This window comes from Paraoerskovia marina (genome assembly GCF_900105445.1).
GTDB lineage: Bacteria > Actinomycetota > Actinomycetes > Actinomycetales > Cellulomonadaceae > Paraoerskovia > Paraoerskovia marina.
Map to the genome: position 1 here is coordinate 2,328,176 of NZ_LT629776.1, position 20,565 is coordinate 2,348,740.

At 72.9% G+C, this 20,565-nt stretch carries 17 protein-coding genes and 2 tRNA genes; 11 read left to right on the plus strand and 8 right to left on the minus strand.

Features of this window, described 5'->3' with window-relative positions; genetic code table 11:
* Window positions 1-15: 15 nt before the first annotated feature.
* The 6 genes from BLU20_RS10530 to BLU20_RS10555 all read right to left on the minus strand — a co-directional run bounded on the left by BLU20_RS10530 (window position 16) and on the right by BLU20_RS10555 (window position 9,135).
* Complete coding sequence (locus tag BLU20_RS10530; protein ID WP_231959193.1) at window positions 16-1,608, minus strand: GTPase; 1,593 nt, start codon at window positions 1,606-1,608, stop codon at window positions 16-18.
* On the minus strand, window positions 1,605-3,437 hold the full coding sequence (locus tag BLU20_RS10535; protein ID WP_231959194.1) for a GTPase family protein: 1,833 nt from the start codon (window positions 3,435-3,437) through the stop codon (window positions 1,605-1,607). Before BLU20_RS10535 ends, BLU20_RS10530 begins: the two co-directional genes overlap by 4 nt.
* A gap of 123 nt (window positions 3,438-3,560) precedes the next feature.
* Window positions 3,561-5,243, minus strand: a complete 1,683-nt coding sequence (ettA, locus tag BLU20_RS10540; RefSeq protein ID WP_029252479.1) for an energy-dependent translational throttle protein EttA — start codon at window positions 5,241-5,243, stop codon at window positions 3,561-3,563.
* A 117-nt stretch (window positions 5,244-5,360) separates the two neighbouring features.
* Window positions 5,361-5,858 (minus strand): single-stranded DNA-binding protein, encoded by a 498-nt coding sequence (locus tag BLU20_RS10545; protein ID WP_083372482.1) that lies wholly within the window; start codon window positions 5,856-5,858, stop codon window positions 5,361-5,363.
* 50 nt (window positions 5,859-5,908) lie between these two features.
* Window positions 5,909-7,489, minus strand: coding sequence for a GTPase (locus tag BLU20_RS10550; protein ID WP_083372483.1), 1,581 nt, complete (start codon window positions 7,487-7,489; stop codon window positions 5,909-5,911).
* The gene (locus BLU20_RS10555) at window positions 7,486-9,135 is read right to left on the minus strand and encodes a GTPase (RefSeq protein ID WP_083372484.1); all 1,650 of its coding nucleotides are present in this window, start codon (window positions 9,133-9,135) and stop codon (window positions 7,486-7,488) included. The genes BLU20_RS10550 and BLU20_RS10555 overlap by 4 nt, the downstream gene beginning before the upstream one ends.
* Window positions 9,136-9,230: 95 nt before the next feature.
* Here BLU20_RS10555 and BLU20_RS10560 point away from each other — a divergent pair.
* The 9 genes from BLU20_RS10560 (at window position 9,231) to BLU20_RS10600 (ending at window position 18,030) form a co-directional block, all read left to right on the plus strand.
* Window positions 9,231-9,303: transfer RNA gene (locus BLU20_RS10560), tRNA-Arg, on the plus strand.
* Between the two features lie 27 nt (window positions 9,304-9,330).
* A complete protein-coding gene (locus tag BLU20_RS10565; RefSeq protein ID WP_157270436.1) occupies window positions 9,331-10,611 on the plus strand; it encodes a hypothetical protein in 1,281 nt (426 codons plus the stop codon).
* Window positions 10,608-11,612: a glutamate ABC transporter substrate-binding protein gene (locus tag BLU20_RS10570; RefSeq protein ID WP_083372486.1), complete on the plus strand. Its 1,005-nt coding sequence runs from the start codon at window positions 10,608-10,610 to the stop codon at window positions 11,610-11,612. Before BLU20_RS10565 ends, BLU20_RS10570 begins: the two co-directional genes overlap by 4 nt.
* Window positions 11,609-13,792 carry a serine/threonine-protein kinase gene (locus BLU20_RS10575; protein WP_083372487.1) on the plus strand — a complete coding sequence of 728 codons (2,184 nt, stop codon included), beginning with the start codon at window positions 11,609-11,611 and terminating at the stop codon, window positions 13,790-13,792. The genes BLU20_RS10570 and BLU20_RS10575 overlap by 4 nt, the downstream gene beginning before the upstream one ends.
* A gap of 76 nt (window positions 13,793-13,868) precedes the next feature.
* On the plus strand, window positions 13,869-14,585 hold the full coding sequence (locus tag BLU20_RS10580) for an FHA domain-containing protein (RefSeq protein ID WP_083373033.1): 717 nt from the start codon (window positions 13,869-13,871) through the stop codon (window positions 14,583-14,585).
* 183 nt (window positions 14,586-14,768) lie between these two features.
* On the plus strand, window positions 14,769-15,386 hold the full coding sequence (locus tag BLU20_RS10585) for a biotin transporter BioY (RefSeq protein WP_083372488.1): 618 nt from the start codon (window positions 14,769-14,771) through the stop codon (window positions 15,384-15,386).
* 6 nt (window positions 15,387-15,392) lie between these two features.
* Complete coding sequence (locus BLU20_RS10590) at window positions 15,393-16,775, plus strand: AMP-binding protein (protein ID WP_083372489.1); 1,383 nt, start codon at window positions 15,393-15,395, stop codon at window positions 16,773-16,775.
* The gene (locus BLU20_RS10595; protein WP_083372490.1) at window positions 16,772-17,452 is read left to right on the plus strand and encodes an energy-coupling factor ABC transporter ATP-binding protein; all 681 of its coding nucleotides are present in this window, start codon (window positions 16,772-16,774) and stop codon (window positions 17,450-17,452) included. The genes BLU20_RS10590 and BLU20_RS10595 overlap by 4 nt, the downstream gene beginning before the upstream one ends.
* Window positions 17,449-18,030, plus strand: a complete 582-nt coding sequence (locus tag BLU20_RS10600; protein ID WP_083372491.1) for an energy-coupling factor transporter transmembrane component T family protein — start codon at window positions 17,449-17,451, stop codon at window positions 18,028-18,030. The genes BLU20_RS10595 and BLU20_RS10600 overlap by 4 nt, the downstream gene beginning before the upstream one ends.
* On the opposite strand, the gene BLU20_RS10605 is transcribed toward BLU20_RS10600, so the two are convergent.
* Window positions 17,993-18,703: a phosphatase PAP2 family protein gene (locus BLU20_RS10605; RefSeq protein ID WP_083372492.1), complete on the minus strand. Its 711-nt coding sequence runs from the start codon at window positions 18,701-18,703 to the stop codon at window positions 17,993-17,995. The two genes, BLU20_RS10600 and BLU20_RS10605, sit on opposite strands and share 38 nt — an antisense overlap.
* A gap of 58 nt (window positions 18,704-18,761) precedes the next feature.
* Here BLU20_RS10605 and orn point away from each other — a divergent pair, with 58 nt between their 5' ends.
* Window positions 18,762-19,421 carry an oligoribonuclease gene (gene orn, locus BLU20_RS10610; RefSeq protein ID WP_083373034.1) on the plus strand — a complete coding sequence of 220 codons (660 nt, stop codon included), beginning with the start codon at window positions 18,762-18,764 and terminating at the stop codon, window positions 19,419-19,421.
* Window positions 19,422-19,502: 81 nt separating this feature from the next.
* Window positions 19,503-19,578: transfer RNA gene (locus BLU20_RS10615), tRNA-His, on the plus strand.
* A gap of 50 nt (window positions 19,579-19,628) precedes the next feature.
* Here BLU20_RS10615 and BLU20_RS10620 read toward each other — a convergent pair.
* The gene (locus BLU20_RS10620; protein ID WP_083372493.1) at window positions 19,629-20,549 is read right to left on the minus strand and encodes an ATP-grasp domain-containing protein; all 921 of its coding nucleotides are present in this window, start codon (window positions 20,547-20,549) and stop codon (window positions 19,629-19,631) included.
* Window positions 20,550-20,565 lie beyond the last annotated feature (16 nt).

A 20,565-nucleotide genomic window follows, 5' to 3' on the forward strand; every position in this document is an offset into this window, starting at 1 on the left:
GCAGGGTCGTCCTGGTCAGCCGGCCGCGATGACCGCGGACGTCCGGCATCGTGCCAGCTCTGCCTGCTCCTCCGCCACGGGCAGCCGGACGAGCTCGTCGGCCACCTCACCGATCGAGCGGCGCAGCTGCTTGCGCACCCGGGCCGCCCGGCGGCGCGCCCCGAGCGCGGCCGCGAACCGGCTCAGGAGCGCGAGGAACAGGCCGACGACCACGGCCCCGAGGAGCATGATCGTCGGGACGGGGACGTCGTTCCACGTCGGGACCGGCAGCTCGGGCAGGCGGAAATAGTCGACGACGCCGAGCGCGGCGAGCCAGAGTCCCCCGAACACGCCGACGACCAGGACGGCCCACTGGAGGGCGTTGACCACCGACCACCAGGCCGGCCGCCGTGCGACGTCGAGACGTGTCCCGGCGATCGCGCCGTCGAGCGAGTTCGGCAGGTCGTCCGTGTTGCGGTCGACCCGGTCGCGCAGCGCGTCGCCCCAGCGCTCGGGCATGAGGTCCGCCGCGGAGCGCGCGTACTCACGGACGGCCATGTGCGCCTCCGCGACCGTGGTGACCGACGCGGCCGGCAACGACGTCCGGGCAAGGTCGGGCCGTTCGCGGCCGCGGCGCAGCCCCAGCCGCCGGAGCGGGTCGGCCCGCAGACGACCCAACCACCGGGTCGGCGGCCACCCGGTGGCAGCCTGAGCGTCGCGACGCGCCGAGACCCGCACCGCCGAGACCACCGTCTCGACCCCGGCAGCAGCCTCGAGCCCGTCGATCAACCGCTGCCGCGCGGCCTTGGTGTCCCGCGCACGCGACGGGTCTCCGCACTCGTCGACGATCCGCTCGGCAACCACGCGCACGTCCGCAGCCACCCGGGCCAGGGCGGCCTCGCGCCGTCGTGCGGCATCGCCGAGACGCTCCGAGAGATCGAGGATCCCCACGCCCGTCCGAGCCGAGGCCGCGCGCACGGTCGCGCGCGGGAGACCGTCCGCGGTGACCAGCCGCTCGAGGTCGTCGCGGACGGCGCGCGCGTCCGCGGCGGTGAGCCGGTCCACCTGGTTCAGGACCACGACGACGACGTCGTCGTGGTCGGCGAGCGGGCGCAGGTAGTCGTCGTGCAAGGACGCGTCGGCGTACTTCTGCGGATCGACGACCCAGACGAGCAGGTCCGCCCGCGCGACGACCCGCTCGGCACGTCGCCGGTGCTCCCGCACCACCGAGTCGTGGTCGGGCAGGTCCAGCAGGATCAGCCCGGGCGTCGCGACACCGGACTCGCTGCCCACGTCGACCCGGTCGCGCACCTCGAGCCACCGCAGCAGGTCGTCGCCGCCCGCGCCCCAGATCGCCGCACGGGGGTGGGACGTCGTCGGGCGCCGGGTCCCGGGGACGGCCACCTCCGTCCCGGCGAGGGCGTTGACCACGGACGACTTTCCCGATCCGGTCGAACCCGCCACCGCGACCACCGTGTGCTCGCCGGAGAGCGAGGATCGCTCCCGCGCCCGCTCCGCCACCTCCCGCGCGTCGGCGAGGAGCAGTCCGTCGAGGCGACCGTCGGCCGCCGCGACCGCGCTCTCGAGCGCGCGGACCCGCGACTCGAGGTCGATCCCCCGGGGCGTCACCGGGTGCCCCGTCCGAAGAGTCGGCGCCACCCGCTCGAACGCGGCGTCGAAGCAGGATCCGCGTGCGACTCCGGCGTGACGACGGGCACCGGTTCGACCGGCTCCGGCCGTCCTTCGCGCTCCGCCAGCGCCGCGCTCCGGACCGCGTCGGCCGCGTCGCGCAACGCCTGCCCGCCGGGCTCGCCGGCGCCGAGCGCGTCGAGCTGGGTCGTGTAGCGCCGCGCCTGCGGGTCGAGGACGGCGTCGACGCGGTCGTCCAAACGGTCCTGGGCGTCCCGGGCCAGCCGCCGCACGGCGTCGTCCCCGAAGACCGCCTCGAGGAGCTTCTGGGCGACGACGGCGGTCCCGCCCGCGATGCCGACCTCGGCACCGGTGAGTCCTCCTGTCGACGCGAAGACGACCACCATGAGGCTGACCGCCACGCCGTTGAGCCCGAAGGAGAGGGCCCGGGCCAGCCCGCGCTTGTTCGCACCCTGCTCGCGCACCAGGTCGAGCACGTCCCCCTGCCAGCCTCGGATCTCGGCACCGACCTGCTCGCGCAGACCGGCCGAGGCACGGGACAGCGAGGCGTCGTCCGTCAGAGCGCGCCCCGCGGGGTCCGAGCGCCACGACTGCCACGTCCGCTCGGCCGCGGCCTCGGCGGCGTCGAGCAGGAGCGCCTCGAGCCCGTGGGCGATCGCCTCCTGAACCTGCGGCGCCCTCGCAGGGCGGCCGCGGAAGAACCCGACGACGGAGTCGCGCGCACGCCCGACCTTCTTCTCGACCGACCGGAAGAACTCGCTCGTCCCGACGAAGTCCTGCCAGCGGGCGAGCACCTCACCGCGCAGCATCGTCCCGTCGCGCGTCGCCGCCCGGACGCGGGACCGCGCCTCGGCGTACGCCGTGCGGACCGACGCGCGCAGGCGTTCCGTCGCCTCGACCTGCTCGTCCGCCGCCGCGGCGAGGTCGAGCGTGCGGTCGACGACGTCGTCGACCGCACCGTCGCGGGTCGCGACGGCGACGCGCTCGCGCGCCGGCCCGTCACCCCCGAGCGCGGTGAGCCACGCGGACAGCTCTCGGACCTCCGAGGAGGGCAGCAGCCCGTCGACGAGGTCGGCCTCGGGGACGGTGAAGAGGCTGGCCTGCGACAGACCACGCTCGTCCATCATGGTGCGCAGGTCGGCCGGGACGTCGTGGGTCTGCTGGTCGAGCCGGTCGAGCACGAGCGCCACCTGGGCGTGCCGCGCCACCGCCGACTGCAGGACGTCCCACGGCACCGCGTCGGCATAGCGGGCGGGCGTCGTCACGAAGAGCCAGAGGTCTGCCGCCGCCAGCAGCTGAGCGGCGAGGTCCCGGTTCTCCTCGGCCACCGAGTCGACGTCGGGCGCGTCGAGGAGCGCCAGGCCGGCCGGGAGCGCGTCGCTGGGGACGAGGCGCAGCGAGCGTCCCGCCTGGCCACCGCGGGTCAGGCCCGGAAACACCCGGTCGCCGGTGAACCACCGGACGTCGTCGGGGTGATGGGCGAGCACCGGCGAGCGCGTGGTCGGGCGCAGGACACCGGGGGCCGAGACCGTGCGTCCGAGCAACGAGTTGACGAGCGTCGACTTCCCGGCACCGGTCGAGCCCCCGACGACGACGAGCAGCGGGGCGCCCGACGCGCGCAGCCGCGGCAACATGTAGTCGTCCAGCTGGTCGATGCTCCGGCGCCGGGTCCGGCGCTGCGCGTCCACGTCAGGCAGCTCGTGCGTGAGACGCAGGGCGTCGAGCCGGCCGCGAAGCACCTCCAGAGCACCGATGAGGTCCGCCGTGCTGCCGCCGGCGAGGGGTGAGGGTTCGGCGGCGGGAGACATGTCGCCATGATGCCCGACGTTCGCGGACGCCGCTGCGGGCGACGCGCCCGGACGCACGTCGCCCGCAGCAGGGCGTGCCCCGTGGGGCTCTGCAGCGGGCGACGTGGGCGGCATGCGCGCGGGTCAGTCGCGCGTCAGGCGGCGGTACGTCACGCGGTGCGGACGTGCCGCGTCGGCGCCGAGACGCTCCACCTTGTTCTCCTCGTAGGACGCGAAGTTCCCCTCGAACCAGTACCAGTTCGCCGGGTTCTCCTCGGTGCCCTCGTAGGCCAGGATGTGCGTGGCCACGCGGTCGAGGAACCACCGGTCGTGCGAGACGACGACGGCACAGCCCGGAAACTCGAGCAGTGCGTTCTCGAGCGAGCCGAGCGTCTCGGTGTCGAGGTCGTTCGTGGGCTCGTCGAGCAGCAGCAGGTTGCCGCCCTGCTTCAGCGTGAGCGCCAGGTTCAGGCGGTTGCGCTCACCGCCGGAGAGGACCCCGGCCGGCTTCTGCTGGTCCGGCCCCTTGAAGCCGAACGCCGCGACGTACGCGCGCGAGGGCATCTCGACCTGACCGACCTTGATGTAGTCGAGTCCGTCCGAGACGACCTCGAACAGGGTCTTCTTCGGGTCGATGCCGCCGCGCGACTGGTCGACGTACGAGATCGAGACCGTCTCGCCGATCTTCAGATCCCCGCCGTCGAGAGGCTCCATGCCGACGATCGACTTGAACAGCGTCGTCTTGCCGACACCGTTCGGTCCGATCACGCCGACGATGCCGTTGCGCGGGAGCGTGAACGAGAGTCCGTCGATGAGCACGCGCCCGTCGAAGCCCTTCTGCAGGTCGCTGGCCTCCAGGACGATCGACCCCAGACGCGGGCCCGGCGGGATCTGGATCTCCTCGAAGTCCAGCTTCCGGGTGCGCTCGGCCTCGGCGGCCATCTCCTCGTAGCGCGCCAGGCGCGACTTGGACTTGGTCTGACGCCCCTTCGCGTTCTGGCGGACCCACTCGAGCTCTTCCTTGAGGCGCTTGGAGAGCTTGGCGTCCTTCTTGCCCTGGACCTTCAGACGCTCCTGCTTCTTCTCCAGGTACGTCGAGTAGTTGCCCTCGTACGGGTAGAGGCGCCCACGGTCGACCTCGCAGATCCACTCCGCGACGTTGTCGAGGAAGTACCGGTCGTGGGTGACGGCGAGGATCGCGCCGGGGTAGTTGGCGAGATGCTGCTCGAGCCACAGCACCGACTCGGCGTCGAGGTGGTTCGTGGGCTCGTCGAGGAGCAGCAGGTCGGGCTTCTCGAGGAGGAGCTTGCAGAGCGCGACGCGGCGGCGCTCACCACCGGAGAGGACCGACACGTCGGCGTCCGGCGGCGGGCAGCGCAGGGCGTCCATGGCCTGCTCGAGCTGGGAGTCGAGGTCCCACGCGTCCGCGGCGTCGATGGCCTCCTGCAGGTTGCCCATCTCGGCCATGAGCGCGTCGAAGTCGGCGTCCGGCTCGGCCATGAGCGCCGAGATCTCGTTGAACCGGTCGAGCTTGCCCTTGATCTCCGCGACTCCGTCCTCGACGTTGCCGAGGACCGTCTTGGACTCGTCGAGCTCCGGCTCCTGCATGAGGATCCCGACGGTGTAGCCCGGCGACAGCCGCGCCTCACCGTTCGACGGCTGCTCGATGCCCGCCATGATCTTGAGGATCGTCGACTTCCCGGCACCGTTGGGGCCGACGACGCCGATCTTGGCGCCGGGTAGGAAGTTCAGGGTGACGTCGTCAAGGATGACCTTGTCACCGTGCGCCTTGCGCGCCTTGTACATGGAGTAGATGAACTCAGCCACTGGCTCTGTTCCACCGTTCGGTCGATCGTGGGATTCGCGGCCCGCCCGGCGTCAGGACCCGGTGCCGGACCACCCGCCCGCACCCTCACGAAGGGCGGGCGTCGTCAGCGTCTCAGCCTACGCGCTCATCGCGTACGCCGCGTCGTCCGACCGCGCCTCCTCCGCCTCCGGCTCACCCTCCGCGGCCGAGTCCTCGACGTCGGGCGCCGGGTCCCCGACCTCGCCTGCCGCGGCGTCGGTCGCCCGCTCGTCCCGGCGGGCGACCGTGTGCGCGAACCGGGCCGTTCCTCGCGTCAGGTCCGGCCCGAGCGCGGTCGCCTCGACCACGAGGTCGGTGCGGGGGCCGTCGTCGGCGGTCCACTCGTCGACCGCGAGCCGTCCCGTCACGACGACGGCGTCCCCCTTGCGGACCGACTCGGCCACGTTCGTCGCCGGCTGTCGCCAGGCCTTGACGGTGAACCAGATCGTCTTGCCGTCGACCCACGCGTTGCTCGAGCGGTCGAGGTAGCGCTTGGTGCTGGCGACCCGGAAGCTGGTGAACGGCGTGCCGTTCTGCGAGGTGAAGAGCCTCGGGGTGGTCCCGACGAATCCGGCGAGCGTGACGTTGACGTCCATGGTTCCTCCGTAGGTTCGGCACGGGCCGTGCGCCCGCGCTTGCCCTACGGTCAGTGATGCTCGCCGGTCTCCGCCGGGCTCGAGCCGGAACCTGTGGACCGGGCCGCAATCTCCGAGGCTGTGGGCAGACGTAGCGCCCCGGTGACGGGCGCAAGCCGCTCCGCCTCCCGCGCCGCCTCGGCGAGCAGCCGGACCCGGCGGTACTCCCCCAGCACGGCCTGTGTCGGTTCGACGAAGCTGCGCTGGACCACGGCCTCGACGACGGACCGGCCGGCGGCGAGCACCTCGTCGCGCCGTCGCCGCGCCAGACGGCGTCGGACGACCGCCCCGACGACGACGAGGACGAGACCGACGACGAGCAGGACGACAGCCACCGCGCCGAGGGTGGTGACGAGCGACGTGTCGAACGAGACGACGCCGAGCGCTCCGAGCGCAGCCAGCACACCCGCCACGACCGCGAGCGCCAACGATGTCATCCACGCGACCCGGACCCCTCCTGCCGACCGCGGTCCGCGGGTGTCGAGGTCGACCCGCTCCAGCCCCTCGACCAGCCGCTCGGCGACGACCGGTGTGGCACTGACCTCGTCGTTCAGGGCCGTGCGCCAGCCCGACCGCAGGGACTTGCCCGACCGGGAGAGCCAGCGGCTCCGCGACAGCGCGACCGCGTCGAGCTGCGGGGTGTCGAACCGGGGGCGGCCGTAGCCGTTCATCACGCCGGACGAGACCTGCGCGGCCACCGGCTCGAGACCCACGGCGTCAGCCAGGGCGTCGCACTCGGACGTCACCGCGTCCTCGACGCTCCACGGCGCCTCCTCTGGGGTCTGCGAGAGCAGCAGCGCGGCGGCCGAGTCCAGCTCGCCCGCCACGCGCCCGGCCGCGACGCTCCGCCGGGCGACGGCCTCCTCCAGGACGTCGACCAGGTGCGAGATGCCCTCGCCGGTCGCGGCCGAGACCGTCGCGACGTGCACACCGTCGAGCCCGTCGTCGCGCAGGAGGGACTCCATGTCGGCGACGAGGTTCTCACGCTGGCCCGTCGGGACGGTGTCGATCTGGTTCACGGCGACCACCATGGACGCCTCGTACCCGACCGACTGCCTCAGGTAGTCGCTGTGCAGGCTGTCGTCGGCGTACTTCTGCGGGTCCACGACCCAGATCAGCAGGTCGACGAAGGGCAGGACCCGGTCGACGACGGCGCGGTGCGCGGCCTCGATCGAGTCGTGGTCCGGCAGGTCCAGCAGGATCAGGCCCGCGAGCGCCTGCTCGTCGGCGGCGTCGAGCTCGTCCCCGCGCGCGATCCGGCGCTCGGGGATGACCTCGAGCCAGTCGAGCAGGCGACCGGACCGGGTGCTCCACGAGCAGGCGGTGATCTGGGCCGTCGTCGGGCGCTTGATCCCCACGTCGGCGAAGTCGAGGCGGGAGAGCCGGTTGAAGAGGCTCGACTTCCCCGAGCCGGTGCCGCCCGCCAGTGCGACGACGGTGTGGTCGACCCCGAGCGAGAGCCGTTCACGGACCCCGGCGATCGCCTGGCGCACGGGCGTCGCCACGGCCGGGTCGAGGCGCACCCCCGCGAGGTCGACGGCCTCCTGGAGCTGGTCGGTCCGCTCACGCAGGTCGCGATCGTGCGACGTCATACGAGTCTCCTCAGCTCAGCGAGCCGGACGCTGAGCGCGACCGACGCGTCGTCGTGCAGGTCTGGGACGTCGAGCGCCTCGCGGAGAGGAGCCGCCTCGGCGTCGATGATCTCGGCCGCGCGCCGGACGAGCGCCTCACGGAGCGCGCCGACCGGCTCGTCGTGGCCGCCGTCGAGCACCCGGTCGGCGAGACGCAGGGCGTCGTCGCTGCCGATCGCGGCCGTGAGCAGGACGGTCGACAGTCCTCGTCGTCCGAGCGCCCGCGCCGCGGCCTCCTCGGTCCTGGCGCCGCCCGCGAGCAGCGCGTCGACGACCGCGTCGCCCTCGTCGAGCCACGACCGCGTGGCGTCGTCCGCGCGGCGGTCGCGCGCCTCGCGGGACGGCGCGTCGTCGAGGAGCGGAGCAAGGGTGGTCGCACCGGGCGACGCGTCGGGTCCGCCGAGGCGGTCCGCGATCGCGTCGTGGGCGGTCGTCCCCGCGGCCACGAGACTGCGGCGCACGGCGCGCTCCACGCTGTCGCGCACGCTGTCCAGAGCGTCCTCGCGCGCTCGTCCGCGGCGCCGGCTGCTGCGGGCCGTGCCTGCCTTGACCTTCACGCCGTCCACCCGGGAGCCCGAGACTCCCTGGGACCAGGCGGAGCTGACCGGACCGCGCGCGACGACGCCGCCGGTGATGGCCGTGCGGGCCATGTCCTGCACCTCGGGGACGACACCGTCGACGTCGGCCCTCAGGGTGTCGGCGGCGGCGACCTGCGCGTCGACGGCGTCGGTGAGCATGGTCACCCAGGCCGGCAGCGCGGCGAGCGAGCCCTTGAGCGTACGGACGATGACGGACCGGGAACGGTCGGGGCCGCCGAGCATCGCCAACCACCGAGAGATCGGTGCGACGGCCTCCGGCTCCAGGAGCCCCTCGTGGGGACCGACGTCGGGGACGACGAAGAGCGGGACCTTCTCCATCCCGTGGTCCCGGAGTCGCTGCAGCAGGTCCGCACGGATCGTTCCGAGGTTCTGCCGGGAGACCCTGTTGAGCACGACGGCGACGCTCGCCCCCCGCTCCCGCGCCCGGCCGAGCGTCTTCCACGGCAGCGCGTCCCCGTAGCGGGACGCCGTCGTGACGAAGAGCCACAGGTCGGCAGCCTCGAGCAGCTGGCCGGCGATCTCCCGGTTCTCCGAGGCGAGCGAGTCGAGGTCCGGGGCGTCCAGGAGCGCGACCCCGCGCGGGACGGCGTCGTGGGCGACGAGCCGGGACGACCGTGTCGCCGGTCCTGTGACGAGGACGTCCTCGTCGAGCGGGTGGTGCGAGAGCACCGGGCGGCGTGTCGTCGGACGCAGCACCCCCGCCGCGGAGACCTCCTCGCCCAGCAACGAGTTGTAGAGCGTCGACTTGCCGGCGCCCGTCGAACCCGCGATCACCACGATCGCCGGGGACGAGAGCTCCTTCAACCGCGGGAGGAGGTGCTCGTCCAGCTGGACCACGAGCCGGTCGCGGGAGGCGGCGGCGTCCGCGGAGCCGGGCAGGTCGAGGGGGAACGTGGTGCTCGCCGTCACACGGCGCAGGTCCTTGGCGACGTCGTGGACCGTCGTCTCGAGCCGCCGGGAGGACGCCTCGTTGTCTGTCCCGCTGGGGGCTACGTCTCGGCTGGTCACCTGCTCATCCTGACGTGGTGAGGTGAAGACGCAAAAGATGCGCGCCGTAGCGTGACCCGATCGATTTGCCCGAACCCCCCTAAGATGGTCCCCGCGCCCCGATAGCTCAATGGATAGAGCAACGGCCTTCTAATCCGTAGGTTGCAGGTTCGAGTCCTGTTCGGGGCACTTGACCACGGACGGACAGGAGCGTCGATGGCGCAACAGGCGCGGTGGGGCGTGCACCGTCCCGCGAGCCGGACGGGAACGGTCGCAGCGGCGCTGGCCGGCACCCCGGGGCTCATTCGCGCGCTCCTCGTCCTCTGCCTCGTCGTCGTCGCCACGGCAGGTGTCGTCGTCTCCGGCGTCGCACGGTCGCAGGAGTCCGCACTGCGGACCGCGGGCGAGGAGGCGTCGAGGCTCGGCGACATCCAGGCTACGAGCACGGCGCTCGCGAGCGCCGACGCGTACGCGACGAACGCGTTCCTTGCCGCCGGGCGTGACGAGGTCGACACCCTGGCGCAGTTCGCCGCGGAGATGGACACCGCGTCGTCGATGCTCCCGCAGCTGGCGCGGACGGGTTCGAGCGGGGACGCCGCGTACCTCAGCCAGATCAACGTGGACCTGTCGACGTACAACAACCTCGCCGCGCAGGCACAGGCGAACAACCGCCACGGTCTCGCGGTCGGCGCCGCGTACCTGTCCAACGCCTCGACGCTCATGCGCGAGGACATTCGCCCCGACCTCGCGACCCTGATCTCCCGGGGCGACTACCGGGTCCGCAGCGCGATCGACGGCACCGGCGTGGCCAACGCCGTCGCGGTCCCGTTCCTGGTCGTCCTCGCCGTGCTCCTCGGTGTGCAGGTCTGGCTCGCCGTCCGCACGCACCGTCTCGTGAATCCCGGGATGGCCCTCGCCACCCTCGTGGTCTTCGCCTCCGGGACCGTGACGATCCTCCTGATCGAGGACGCGCGGACCACGGCACTCGAGGCACGCGACGGCCCGTACTCGGTCGCCACGCTGATGTCGGGCGCCCAGGCGTCGGCCAACACGGCCAAGTCGAACGAGAGTCTGGGCCTGATCCAGCAGGGATCGGGGAACGAGCGGGAGCAGGCGGTCGAGCTCGCGCTCGACCGCGCGTACGGCCAGATCCAGACCGCCAACGAGCACGGTGGCGTCGGCGGCACCGCCAAGGCGAACCTGACGACGTGGAACCAGCGGCACGACGAGATCCGCGCGCTGGACGACGCGGGCGACTGGTCCGGCGCCGTCGACATGTCCACCGACCAGAGCCACTCGAGCGCGAACGCGTCGTTCTCCCAGTTCCGCAACGCGGCCGAGACGGAGGTCCGCGCCGCGACGGCACGAGCCGACGAGGAGTTCGCTGCCGCCGAGGACATGACGTCGCTCGCGTCGACCGTCGCCGCCGTCGGCCTGACGGTCGGGGCCGCGGGTGTCTGGTGGGGTCTGGCCCGACGTCTGGACGAGTACCGATGAGGCGGGCACGCAGGAGGCTGCGGTCCACGGTGTCCGTCCTGATCGGGCTCGCGCTGCTGACCGGCTGCACTGGCACGGGCACGGCCGACGGCGGTGCGGTCGACTCGCCGCTCGAACCTCTGCCGCCCGCACCGACGGCCGACTCGACCGCACCGAACGAGGACAGCGCCGAACCGGGCGAGGCCTGCGAGGACCCGACGGCGTCGTACGCGCCCGTGGGCGAGGTTCCCGAACCCGAGGACTTCGCACCGGGATCCACGATGGCGGAGATCCGGGACCGGGGTCATCTCCGCGTCGGCGTCTCCTCCGACTCGGTCAATCTCTCGTCCCGCGACCCGTTCACGCGCGAGATCGTGGGCTTCGACGTCGACGTCGCCTCCTGGATCGCGGAGGCCGTGATCGGCGACCCGGACGCCCTCGAGTTCGTCGTTCTCGAGGCCCGGCAACGGGCCTCGGCGCTCGAGGCGGACGACGTCGACATCGTCGCCCGGGCGTACACGATCACGTGCAACCGCTGGGAGCGGGTGGCCTTCTCCGCGGAGTACCTGCACTCCAGCCAACGACTCCTCGTGGACCGGGACGACGAGATCGACGGCGTCGGCGACCTCGAGGGCCGGACCGTCTGCGCGGCAGCCCAGACGACGACGATCGAGGCGCTCGACGCCATCCCCGGGATCACGATCGTCCCGGGCCGCACGCACACCGACTGTCTCGTGAAGTTCCAGCAGCGCACCGTCGACGCGATCTCCGCGGACGACACGGTCCTCGCGGGTCTGGCCGTCCAGGACCCGCACGCCAAGGTCGTCGGCCCGCCGATGAGCGCCGAGCCGTACGGAGTCGCCACGCACCGTGACGAGGTCGACCTGGTCGAGACCATCAACGCGGTCCTCGAGGAGCGCGTCGCCGACGGGTCCTGGATGTCGTCCTACGAGACGTGGTTCGCGTCGACGCTGGGTCCGCTGGACTCGGCCCCGACGCCGGTCTACGGGAGGGCACCATGAGTGACGAGCGCACCCACGCGCTGCTCCCGCCGCAGGGCGCCGACGCGACGCACCAGGTCTCGTGGGTCCCGGACGCCCGTGAGCCCGACCTCGCCTCGGACCCGGGACCCCGGTCGTCCTCCTCGAGCCTCGCCGTCGCCCCTGTCGGCTCGTCGCGCACCCGGGGCTCCGAGCGCTCGACCGGACGCCGAGGCACCGACTCGCTGCGGCTCCGCGTGGAGCGGCTCGGCGCAGGGGTCACCAGCGTGCCGCCCGCCCCGGTCACCGACCCTCGTCGACTGATCTGGGACTCGCCCCGCGTCCCGGAGGACCGACGCCACTGCGGCGCCTGCGGTCGTCCCGTCGGACGCGCGGCGAACGGCGAGACTGGCCGCGAACGAGGCTTCTGTCCGTCCTGCGGTGCGGCGTTCGACTTCACCCCACGGCTCCGCCCGGGCGACGTCCTGGCAGGCCAGTACGAGGTGGCCGGCTGCCTTGCGCACGGGGGCCTCGGATGGGTCTATCTGGGCCGCGACCTCAACGTCTCGGGCCGTTGGGTCGTGCTCAAGGGCCTCCTCAACACCGGTGACGCGGAGGCCCAGGCGGTAGCGATCTCCGAGCGGCAGTTCCTGGCCGAGGTGTCCCACCCGTCCATCGTCGAGATCTTCAACTTCGTGATGCACGACGAGGTCGGCTACACCGTGATGGAGTACGCGGGCGGCTCGTCGCTGCGGGACATCCTCGACAGCCGGATCCGCACCTCGAAGCAGCCGATCCCGGTGGACCAGGCGATCGCGTACATCCTCGACGTCCTGCCGGCCTTCTCCTACCTGCACGACGCAGGCCTGCTGTTCTGCGACTTCAAGCCGGACAACGTGATCCAGCAGGGCGACGTCGTCAAGCTGATCGACCTCGGTGGGGTACGGCGGGCCGACGACGCCACGAGCCTCATCTACGGGACCGTCGGCTACCAGGCGCCGGAGATCGCGGCGCTGGGCCCGTCGGTCGCGTCGGACATCTTCACGATCGGGCGCACCCTGCTGCGGATGTGCACGCGCATCCCCGATCCCACGACGACGTACAGCGTCCACCTCCCACCGGTCGTCCTCGTCCCGGAGTTCGAGCGGTACGACTCGTTCTACCGGTTGCTCCAGAAGGCGTGCGCCGCTGAGCCGCTCGACCGGTTCGCCTCGGTCGACGAACTGCGCTCCCAGCTCGTCGGCGTACTGCGCGAGGTCGTCGCGACCGACGCGGAGAAGCCCGAGCCGCGGTCGACGGCCTCGGTGCACTTCGTGGTGCCGATCTACGACGCGCCCGACCGCCCGCTGCACGCCGCCGAGCTGCCCTACCTCCAGGTCGACGAGACCGACCCGTCGACGGCCTGGCTCGCGGGCGTCGAGTCGCTGGACCCCGCGGCGCGCCTGCAGGTCCTCGCCAGCGCTCCGACCGAGTCGCCCGAGGTCCACCTGCACCGCGCCCGCACCGACGCCGAGATCGGCGAGACGACCCGCGCCCGGGAGTCGACCGCCGCCGTCCTCGCGCTCGACCCCTGGGACTGGCGGGCGCTCTGGATCGAGGGCCTGACCCACCTGATCGACGGGGACGGCTCGGCCGCCTGCGCGGCGTTCAACGCCGTCTACGGGCAGGTTCCCGGGGAGCTCGCTCCCAAGCTCGCTCTGGCGACGGCGTGCGAGATGCAGGGCGACCTCGAGGTCTCGGAACGTCTGTACTCGATCTGCGCGGACACCGACGCGAACTACACGCCCGTCGCGTGCTTCGCACTGGCGCGGCTCTACCGCGAGCGCGGCGACGTCGACGCGGCACTGGCAGCGCTGGAACGCGTCGGCTCGACCCGTGCGTCGTACGCCCAGGCCCGGATCCGGCGCGCGCACCTGCTCGTCGGCGCCGGGCGTGGACTTCCCGCCCTCCACGACGCCCTCGACGGTCTCGACGTCCTCTCCCTCGTCCCGCGCGAACGGCTCGAGCTGCGGGCCGTGGTGCTCGACGCGGCGCTGCAGGAGGTCAGGGCGCACGGGGAGGACGCGTCGGTGGACATCGGCGGGGTCCGCGCGACCGAGGCCGACCTGCGCGACGCGCTCGAGGCCACGTACCGGCGGACGGCGGCGATGTCGGACTCCCCCGCCCGACGGTCCGCACTCGTCGACCGGGCGAACGCGGTGCGCCGATGGACCTGGTGGTGACCGTGTCCGATAGGCTCTACGCAACGATTCGCGACGAGGAGAATGTGATGCTTGTGCCACCCGGGGCGTGCCGACGATGACTCGTCTGTGCACCCGCGGACACTCCACCCGCACCGACCCGTGCTCGGTCTGCGGGGCACCGGTGGACGGCACGGCGTTGATCGAGCGGATGGGCGCTTCCGCTGCCGCGTGCACGCAGTGCGGGATGGCGTCCGACCCCCGTGCCGCGTTCTGCGAGGCCTGCGGCACGCCGTTGCAGAACGCCTCCCGGTCTCCGTCGGTCCCTGTCACCGGCAGCGTCGCCTCCGCCCGGGTTCGCCCGGCGACGTCCTCGACCCCCACGTACCGCCAGCAGATGACGGCTCCGACGGCCCCGTCCCCGCCGACCGCCGAGCCGTGGCTGGTCGAGCGTTCCGTCGACCTCGGGTGGCACGCCTCGCAGCACGCGCTTGGCACGCCCCCGGCGCCCGGCGACCCGGAGCTCGTCACGGCTCGCGCCGCCTCGCTCACCGTCGGCCGCGAGTCGGGCCCCAACCCCGTCACCCCCGACATCGAGTGCGGCCACGACACCGCCGTCTCTCGCGCGCACTGCCGGCTGACGACGGACGGCCGACGGTGGTGGGTCGAGGACCTGGGCTCGTCGAACGGGACCTATCTGCGACGGCGCGGCTCGCCGCTGCCCACGCACCGGCTCCCCGTCGGGCGCCAGCACGAGCTGCTCGACGGCGACCACGTCTACCTCGGCGCCTGGACCCGGATCGTCGTACGCCGGGCGCTGCCCGGAGAGTTCTAGTTTGTAGAGATCGTGCACGGAGCCCCGCGATCGCGGGCCCTGTGTTGGTGACTGTCGCCAGCCGGTTGTCGAGTGCCACCACCCGGACGGCCGAAAGAGTGGCCATGCTCCACGACGACCGGGACGAGGCGGTCGCGGAACAGTAGGGCGTGCCCGTCCCGGGCCCGACCGAAGGAGCTCTCGATGACCGAGTCAGTCACGTCCACCGCGCCGTCGTCCACCGCGCACGCCCCGACCCGTCCCGCCGCGGTCGCGGCCCAGGTCGGCACCTTCGCCGCGCTGATCGCCGTCTTCGGGGTCGCCGGGACGATCCCGGTCCCCGGACTCCTGGTTCCGGTCACGCTGCAGACGCTGGCGGTCATGCTGGCCGGGGCGCTCCTCGGTCCACGTCGCGGGGCGGCCGCCGTCCTGACACTGCTCGCGCTGGCTGCCGTCGGGCTGCCCGTGCTCTCCGGCGGACGTGGAGGCCTCGGGGTGTTCGTGAGTCCGTCGGCCGGATACCTGCTCGGCTGGGTCGTGGCCGCGTTCGTCGTCGGGCTGCTGGTTGACCGCTCGGTCCGTCGCCGTGGACGCCTGGCATTTTGGCCCGTCCTCGTCGCGTGCCTCGTCGGTGGGATCGGTGCGCTCTACGCCGTCGCGATCCCGATCCTCGCGCTCGTGACGGGCATGGACCTCGCCGCAGCAGCTCTCGCCAACGTCGTCTACCTGCCGGGAGACGCGCTGAAGGCCGTCCTGGCCGCGTCCGTCACCGTGGGCGTGGCGCGCGCCTACCCCGCCGTCCTCACGCATCGGGGGTTCTGAGGTCCCGTGCCGATCGCCCACCAGCTGCTCGCCCTGCGTGCGGAACTATCCCGGCCGTCGCTCCGCGGGCCGGGGGGCGACCGCACGAGCCACGAGGTGGCGGACGACGTGGTGGCCGGAGCCAGGGCTCTCGGCCTCTCGCCCGGAACCGTCGCCGTCGCTCTCGCCGACCCGGTCGACGCCCTGGTCGCCCTCCTGGCCGTCGACCTCGCCGGCGGGACCGGCCTGATGTGCGACGCAGCTTGGCCGCCGGCGCAGCGGTCCGAGGTGCTTGCGACCCTCCGGCCCGACGCCGTGGTCGACGTCGCCCTGCCACGCGCCTCCGCCGGCGGTCGCGCCGCGGACGAGCGGGCGGACGGCGCGGCAGGTCCGTGGCCCCGCCCGGCGCCCGACGACGTCCCGTGGGCGGGCTTCAGCGCGGGCGCCACGGGCCGCCCTCGTGCCGTGGAGCGGACCCGGGCGTCGTGGACGGACTCGTTCGCGCACGTGACCGCGGTCCTGGGCGCGCCCCCGGGGAGCCGCCTCCTGCTCCCGGGTCCCGTCTCGTCCTCGCTCTACTGCTTCGCGGCGCTGCACGCCCTGGCGGACGGCGTCGAGGCGTGCTTCACCGCGACCGCCGCCGACGCCGTCACCTCGCTGGCCCGCTGCGACGTGGTCCACACCGTCCCGTCCGTCGCCCACGACCTGCTGTCGGCGATCGGGGCCGGTGCGCCGTCGTCGGTCTCGCGGATGATCGTCGGGGGTGCGGCCCTCACCCCCGAGACCCGTGACCTCGCCGCGTCCCACGGCGTCCCGCTGGTCGCGTACTACGGCGCGGCGGAGCTCTCGTTCGTCGCGGTCGACTCGGGTGCCGGGCTCTACCCGTTCCCCGGCGTCGAGATCGACCGGAGGCCGGTCGTCGGGGCCCCGCACCTGGCCGAGGCATGGGTCCGGTCGCCGTGGACGGCCCGCAGATACCTGCGGGGTGTCCGCGGACCGCTCGTGCACGACGGCGACTGGGCGAGCGTCGGGGACCTCGTCGAAACCGACGGCCAGGCTCTGCGGCTCCGCGGCCGCGGCGAGGGCGCGATCACGACGAACGGCGCCACGGTGGTCCCCGAGGACGTCGAGGCCGCGCTGCGCCCGGTACCGGGAGTCCGGGACGTCGCCGTCGTGGGGGCGCCCCACCGCCGGCACGGATCGGTCGTCGTGGCCGTGGTCGAGTGCGAGCCGGGGTCGATGCTGCGCGGCCAGCTCGCCCGCGCGGCCCGGAGCGGGCTCGATCCGGTGCAGCGGCCCGCCCGGTGGTACGCCGTGTCGTCCTTGCCACGGGTGCACGGCAAGATCGCCCGCGGGCTCGTCAGCGCCTGGGTGCAGGACGACGTCCCCGAGCTGTCGGTGCTCGCATGAGCAGCGGGATCGTCCTCGACGACGTCCACGTCCGGCTCGGCGACCGCGACGTCCTCCGCGGCGTCGACCTGCGCCTGACCGAGCACCGGATCGGGCTCGTCGGGGCGAACGGCTCGGGCAAGTCGACGCTCGCACGCCTGCTCAACGGCCTCGTGCTCCCGACCCGCGGCCGCGTCAGCGTGGACGGGCTCGACACCGCGCGCTCCGGCCCGGCGGTGCGGCGCCGCGTCGGCTTCGTCTTCACCGACCCCGACGCGCAGATCCTGATGCCCACCGTGGCGGAGGACGTCGAATACTCGCTGCCCCGGACCCTGCCCCGCGCCGAGCGTGCACGACGGGTCGCCGAGGCCCTGACGACGGTGGGGCTCGCCGAGCACGCCGAGCACCCGGCGCACCTGCTCTCCGGCGGCCAGAAGCAGTTGCTCGCCCTGACCTCGGTGCTCGTGACCGAGCCCCGCGTCGTCGTCGCGGACGAGCCGACCACGCTCCTGGACCTGCGCAACACCCGCGAGATCGCGGCACGGCTGCTGGCGCTGCCGCAACAGCTCGTCCTCGTCAGCCACGACCTCGACGTCGTGGCGGGCACGGACCGCGTCCTCGTCGTCGACGAGGGACGCGTGGTCGCGGACGACGAACCCGGCCCCGCGCTCGACCACTACCGACGGCTGATGTCGTGACCCGGGGCCCGTCCGCCCTGCACCGCCTCCCCGCCGGAGCCAAGCTCGCCGCCCTCGCGGCGGGCTCGCTCGGCCTGATCCTCGTGGACTCGCTCCCGGGAGTGCTCATGGCCCTCGGGCTCGTCGCCGCCGGCTTCGCGGCGGCCCGGATCTCGCCGCGGCTCGCCTGGGAGCAGGTCCGTCCCGTCGCCCTGCTCGTGGCGATCCTCTTCGGGGCGCAGATCTGGATGGTCGGTCTCGAGCCCGCGGCGGTGGTCGCACTGCGGGTGGTCGTCCTCGTGGCGCTCGCCGGCCTGGTCACGCTCACCACGCGGACCGGCGACCTCCTGGCGACGATCGAGCGGGCCGCGCACCCGTTGCGCGGGGTCGGCGTCGACCCTGCCCGGGTGGCGCTCGTCCTGTCCCTCGCCATCCGGGGCATCCCTGTGCTCGCCGACGTCTCTCGCCGGGTCCAGGACGCCCAACGAGCCCGCGGGCGCCGTGACGTCCGGGCCTACGCGGTCCCGGTCGTCGTCGGGGCGCTGCGGCGCGCGGACGCCGTCAGCGAGGCCCTGGCTGCCCGGGGTCGGGCGGACTGACGTCGGCGGCCTGGGCACGGTCGTGGAGCCGTGTCACGATCACCACCACCCCGAGCACGACGACGGAGACGCAGATCCCGGCGAGGACGTCGGTGACGAAGTGATACCCCAGGTACAGCCGGCTGCCGCCCACGAGCCCGATGATCACGACGCTGGCCACGGCCCAGAGCGCCAGGCGCACCCCGCCGTGACGGCGGTGCCAGATCAGGTACCCCGCGACGAGCACCAGCGTCGACGCCCCGATCGTGTGGCCGGACGGGAACGAGAACGAGGTCTCGAAGCCCGGGACCGACATGTACTCGTCCGGCGGCCGCGGGCGGCCGACGAGGAGCTTCAGGACGACGGAGAGGCCGCTGGCCAGGATCATCGCGCCGGTCAGCATCGCGGGGTCCCACCAGCTCCCGGTCCGCCACGCGTACAGCAGCGAGACGGCCAGCACGACGATCGGCAGGACCAGCGGCCCGAAGGCGTTCGTGACGACGGTCATCACGTCGGTCATCGCCGGCGTCCGGTTCTCGGCGAGCCACTCGAGCACCGGCGAGTCGACCACGAAGAGGTCATCCTGCTCGGTGACGGCGTCGAGGAGCCCGAAGAATCCCGCCGTCCCGAGGAGGATGAGGAGCGCTCCCGGCCACACGGTCCGCCAGACGGGCGGTTGTTCGGTCGACTGCATGACGTGAGCGTAGGTGCGGACGGTGCGACGCGCAGGCGAGACGCCCTAGTGTGTGGGGGTGAGCCCTGTGACATCGAACGCCAATGACCGGATCGTCTGGATCGACTGCGAGATGACGGGACTCGACCTGGACGCCGACGTCCTCGTCGAGGTCGCCGCCGTCGTGACGGACTCCGAGCTGAACGTGCTCGGCGAGGGGGTGGACGTCGTCATCCGCCCGCCGGACGCCGCGCTCGACCAGATGAACGACTTCGTGCGCGAGATGCACACCACCTCGGGTCTGATCACCGAGCTCGAGGCCGGAACGACGATCGAGGACGCCCAGGCGCAGGTCCTTGAGTACATCCGCGCATGGGTGCCCGAGGCGGGCAAGGCTCCGCTCGCCGGGAACTCCGTCGGCACCGACAAGGGCTTCCTCGAGCGCGCGATGCCCGAGCTCGTCGAGCACCTGCACTACCGGATCGTCGACGTCTCCTCGATCAAGGAGCTCGCCCGCCGCTGGTACCCGCGCGTCTACTTCGCGTCGCCGGAGAAGACGGGCGGCCACCGCGCTCTCGGCGACATCCTCGACTCGATCGACGAGCTCCGGTACTACCGCGAGATCCTGCTCGTCCCGCAGCCCGGACCGGACACGAAGACGGCCCGTGCCGCGGCCGAGAAGGTCAAGGAGACGAGCGTCACGCACGCGATCGGTCCGAACGGCCCGACGGAGTCGTAACCGACCGCCGGGACCAGGTACACTTTTCGACGGTCGCCACGCCGTTTTCCTCGCAGAGGAACGACGTCGCAGCGTCCCCTGGTGGGTATAGCTCAGCTGGTAGAGCACCTGGTTGTGGTCCAGGGGGTCGCGGGTTCAAGTCCCGTTACTCACCCCAGCACGAAGGCCGCCCCGCATCGCGCGGGGCGGCCTTCGTCGTTCCTTCGGTCAGACCTGCGCGGCGATCGCGTCGGCGAAGCGGTCCACGGCGCCGTCGAAGGTCGACATGAACAGGGACGGCTCGGTGAGCTCGACCTCGATGATCATCGGGTCGCCGTCCTCGCCCCAGACGAGGTCCACCCGTGCGTACAGCGGCATCCCGGCGTCGGAGACGGCGTCCGTGACGACGTCGAGGGCCCTGCGGGCGACGTCGAGCTGCGCCTGCGTGGGCTCGTGGGACCGGACGATCTCGCGCCGGTAGAGGCCGCGCGTGGGCTGGTGCGGCCCCGTCAGCCGGGTGCTGGTCGTGACGGCGTAGGCGAACTCACCCTCGAAGAAGACGAGACGGGCCTCCCCCGCGGTGTCGACGCTCTTGACGTACGGCTGCACCATGACGTGGCGGCCGTCGGCCAGCAGGCGCTTGACGTGCGCGATCGCGAGCCCCCGGGAGGGCGCCTCGCCGGCGAGGTACCGGCCGGTGTCCTGGGCGCCCGCGCTCACGACGGGCTTGATGACGAAGTCTCCCTGGGCGGGCATCCGGGTGTGGATGGCTTGCGCGCTGAGCTTGCGCGCGGGGTCGAGCCAGAGGGTCGGGATGATCGACAGGCCCGCGGACTCGAGCTCGCGCAGGTAGTACTTGTCCGTGTTCCATCGCAGGATCGGCTCGGGGTTGATGATCGTGCCGACGCTCGCGGCCCAGGAGACGAACTCGTCGCGGCGCGCGGAGTAGTCGTAGACGGACCGCACGACGACGGCGTCGAACGCCGACCAGTCCACGGACGGGTCGTCCCACACGACGGCGACCGCGTCGATGCCGCGTGCCTCCAGTGCGGGGATCAGCGGTGCGTCGTCGGCGTCGAGGTTCGGCAGGACGGCGCAGGTCGCCAGGGCGACCCGAGGGCGAGAGGTGGTGTTCTGATCGTCGGTCACGACGACCAGCCTAGTC